The sequence below is a fragment of the Vibrio sp. L85 genome (assembly GCF_963871815.1).
GTDB classification, from domain to species: Bacteria; Pseudomonadota; Gammaproteobacteria; order Enterobacterales; family Vibrionaceae; genus Vibrio; species Vibrio harveyi.
On record NZ_CAWMYL010000014.1, the window covers coordinates 1 to 3,482 of the forward strand.

Annotated in this window: 5 protein-coding genes; 3 read left to right on the plus strand and 2 right to left on the minus strand. The window is 42.2% G+C overall.

Features of this window, described 5'->3' with window-relative positions; translation table 11 throughout:
- Positions 1 to 450 precede the first annotated feature (450 nt).
- Both AACR11_RS03045 and AACR11_RS03050 read left to right on the plus strand, forming a co-directional pair.
- Entirely contained in the window at positions 451 to 609 is a 159-nt protein-coding gene (locus AACR11_RS03045; protein WP_017191255.1) for a Hok/Gef family protein, read from the plus strand.
- A gap of 105 nt (positions 610 to 714) precedes the next feature.
- Positions 715 to 1,296, plus strand: a complete 582-nt coding sequence (locus AACR11_RS03050; RefSeq protein ID WP_029790192.1) for a DUF2913 family protein — start codon at positions 715 to 717, stop codon at positions 1,294 to 1,296.
- A gap of 28 nt (positions 1,297 to 1,324) precedes the next feature.
- Here AACR11_RS03050 and AACR11_RS03055 read toward each other — a convergent pair whose 3' ends face one another.
- Entirely contained in the window at positions 1,325 to 1,684 is a 360-nt protein-coding gene (locus AACR11_RS03055; RefSeq protein ID WP_079324560.1) for a hypothetical protein, read from the minus strand.
- A 95-nt stretch (positions 1,685 to 1,779) separates the two neighbouring features.
- Positions 1,780 to 2,871 (minus strand): DNA-binding protein, encoded by a 1,092-nt coding sequence (locus AACR11_RS03060; protein WP_079324562.1) that lies wholly within the window; start codon positions 2,869 to 2,871, stop codon positions 1,780 to 1,782.
- 192 nt (positions 2,872 to 3,063) lie between these two features.
- On the opposite strand from AACR11_RS03060, the gene AACR11_RS03065 reads away from it, so the two are divergent.
- Positions 3,064 to 3,482: hypothetical protein (locus AACR11_RS03065; protein ID WP_079324564.1), on the plus strand; the 419-nt coding region annotated here is incomplete at its 3' end.

Below are 3,482 nucleotides of genomic sequence, written 5' to 3' on the forward strand. Positions count from 1 at the left end.
GCACGAGGAGCGAAGCGACGAAAAGCCCGACCGCTTGCGGTAACGCCCAACTCGAACCCAATATCGAGCATCGATTGCAACTGGAATAAACACCTTGGGTTCAAAAAAGTATGCCATGGTATATCAGTCAATTAAAATCTCGGAAAAGGTGTTGTCTTGACACACTTAAACAACTACATCATTTAGCAGAATAAATAATTCCTCTCTTATTCGTACGCATACGTTTAAGAAAGAATATTTAAAATGGGTTTGAGAAACAAAAGGATAGAGAGAGAAGCAGAAAAGCTTTAGAATGCCGCTGGGTGCTCTTGGTTTTCTACCATGAGCAAAACCTGTTTTGTAAGTGGTAGAAAATACAAAGCCCCGAATGAACTATAAATTCAAACGAGGCCAAGTAATGTACATTGCAATACAAATACTAGCCTCTTTACCATTAGGAGGCAATGAAAAATGCCAAAAAGTAAAACCGCCCTGATGGGCTTAGTGGTCATTTGCATCACAATACTGTGTGGACTTCTGATAGTCCGAGACTCGCTTTGCGAGGTTCGGTATAAAGGAGGTGGCACAGACTTTCTGGCACGCTTCGTTGTCTACGAAATGGTGAAGTAAGCTGGACAGGAAGAGGGTTAACCCTCTTCCTGATTCAGTCTTGTTATGATGCAGACCAACGAGCACCCATATTTAATATTACGTATAGAGCAACCCAAAACAGCGATGCAAATCAAACGAGATTTTGAGTATTACCACAATCTGCATAACCTAGTGACTCACGCCCTACTTCACTTACTTGGTAAAGTATCAGCAACGAGTCGCCACGTTCCGGTCAACACCCGAAATGAAATTTTGATCCGATACCTCAAACCCAAAGTGACTAACAAGGGTTTATCTAATATCAAAAAAGACATTAAGCTCATGCTTAACGTAGCTCGAAAGCAGGGAGGGAATCTAGAAATGAGATTGTACGATCTAAACTCGCGGGCCAATCGCACGAAACTTGTTGGGGCAGAAAAGCTCTATAACCTACTCGTTCACCTTTACGATGTAGAAGGTATCGAGTCACGCTTGTTTGAAGATGGCAGCGAAGCTGAGCCTGGAATCCTTTATATGATTGAAGATCAGATAGAGCATGGCTTTGACCATGAGCAAAAACAAGTTGCCCCGCTTTCAATGCTCATCCAGTTGGAGAGAGCTCCAGAACTTATCGACTCGATAAATCAGCATGGACTTTTCCTTGCTGAAATGAAAGAGTGGAATGCAGAGACACGTCAAGCACATATAGTTGTACACCCGAATTAATCAGCGTTTTCTCTTCTCTATCAGCGAGCTATGATTTCACGTAAGATCGCTTTGGTCTTAGTAAAGATGAATAATAAGTTTCAGCAAACTGGCGACCACTATCTGTTAATTGCCACATACTTTCCGTTTCCCTGACATTATCATTAATCAGTTTTCCGGTATTTGGCTGAAAAACTAAATAACCATGTTTGGCAAGCGTTCGCAATGAAACTAAAAAATGATTCTTTGCTAACGAGATCTCAACGTGGCTTTCTTCATTCAACTCAGCTTCCACTTTAGTACGTAAAAAACTCGTATTAACAGGTATATGCTTACCAAACCGCAGTTCTAGAAAATGCAGCAGTAAAAGCGATTTCTTTTGTTGCTTACTGATTCGAATTGTTGACACTTGCCTTTAACCATATGCATACAAACGAGATTTATAGTATAATTTACATCTTAATCGTATGCATATGATTAAGGTGTGAATATTTCTATATTCGCTTACTTCTTTTGATACTGCATTAATTGACCTTCTAGCTTCGCACTCAGTTTTTGAGCTTCACCAAGAGAAGCTTGGGTTTCTAAGAGAGCTTCATTCTTCTTATTAAGTTCTGTATTTAAGCTTTCTATGCGACTTTCAGCGCGAATATGTGCGGCTTTCTCTTCGTCGAATTTGCCTTGTAACTGGTCGTTAGCAGCCTTTTGATTAGCCATCTGTTCAGTTAATGAACCAACCTGCCCCTGCAACGACCCCAATTCTTTTTCGGACATTTTCAGGCTTGTGTTCAGCTTCGTCATTTCCTCTGACTTCCCTTCTAACTGCTTGTTTAGCTGTTCGACTTGGCTTTCAGACTTCGCTTGCGCTTGCTGCGACAAAGAGAGGTTATTCAGTGCCGTTTTTAGCTCTTGACCTGTTTCTGATAGTTGTTTGTTTAGTGACTCAACTTGACCTTGAGCTTTCGCTTTGTCCGATTCAGCTATATTTAGCTGCTTTTGCATTGATGCGATCTGTTTTTGCATCTCAGCTAGACGTTCATCACGTTCCGCAACGGTATCGAGCGCAGCTTTCGTTTCACTCTGAGCAACATTCAACGCAGCATTGAGACGACTGCTCTCTTTTTGCTCCAACTTTAACTGTTCTTGTAAATCAGTATTCGTTTCAAGCGCATCTTCTAGCTGCTCGAACGCTTTATCTTGTTCTTGGATCGATTCCGCTTCGCGCTTTGCTGCGTTAGCGGCACGTTCGTTTGCTTCTGCAATCGCTTGGTTAAGACGCTGCTCAACAGTGTAGTGAGCGTGGTCGTTGATCTGGTGAACAAGCTGTTCAACATCACCAAGCATTACCGACAATCGCTCTGCGATTTCTGGCGGTAACTCCTGATGAGTGATGACTTGTTCCGTAGAGTCTGGAAACATAGGTGCTAGGATTTGACCAGAACCTTCAAGCTCCTTAAACGCAGACATTAAGGCAGATGGGCGACCTGTACCAATCTTGTTACGCAGTGACGTTCCATTGATGTTTTTACCCTCAACTAAAAGCGTATTTGCTGCTTCTATGACTTGCTGATCTGAAAAAGCTCTTTCTCTAGCCATGTTACGTTCCTTTGTCACGTTTAAGGTTTGTTTGTACGTTTGTTTATTATACAAACAAACCAACTAACATACAAACAAATAGAATAAAAAATAGCCAACAATATCTAGCAAGGGATTTGGGGGGATGAAATTCCCTGTACGCGAACATGCAACCGTCGCAAACTGACTGCAACAACACAGGAGAAGAAAGAAATGAAAACCGTAAGATTAGAGGACGTAGAAAGCATTATGCGTTGGCGTGATCGCTCTAGCGCCAAGGACGGGTATTTGCAGCGAGAAATGTTCGATAAATACTTTACGTTGGTGATTGCATGGGAGCGATTGAAACGTGGCATAGCTACAGAACGCGAGCAGTTGATCTGTTATCACATCCACAAAGGCTTGCTGAAAGGGCTATGCCAAGGCGACAAAGTACCTTTGATGCACTTAGGTGCAAGAGTGGAAAGTATGGTTACACCCGACAGGCGGTTTACAGCGCGCAAACCAATGAAAGTACACCAAGCAATCGCATGGGTAGCCGATATGGACAATAGAAGCCATGAAGCAGTTAGAAAACAGTGGAACAATTGGAATAAAGCATCCACAGAAGCTCAACACGAAATAATTCAGTC

Bases quoted from the DNA above. Each gene is read 5' to 3' on its own strand.
- AACR11_RS03050 (WP_029790192.1), top strand. From the start codon at position 715: ATGCAAATCAAACGAGATTTTGAGTATTACCACAATCTGCATAACCTA.
- AACR11_RS03060 (WP_079324562.1), bottom strand. From the start codon at position 2,871: ATGGCTAGAGAAAGAGCTTTTTCAGATCAGCAAGTCATAGAAGCAGCA.
- AACR11_RS03045 (WP_017191255.1), top strand. From the start codon at position 451: ATGCCAAAAAGTAAAACCGCCCTGATGGGCTTAGTGGTCATTTGCATC.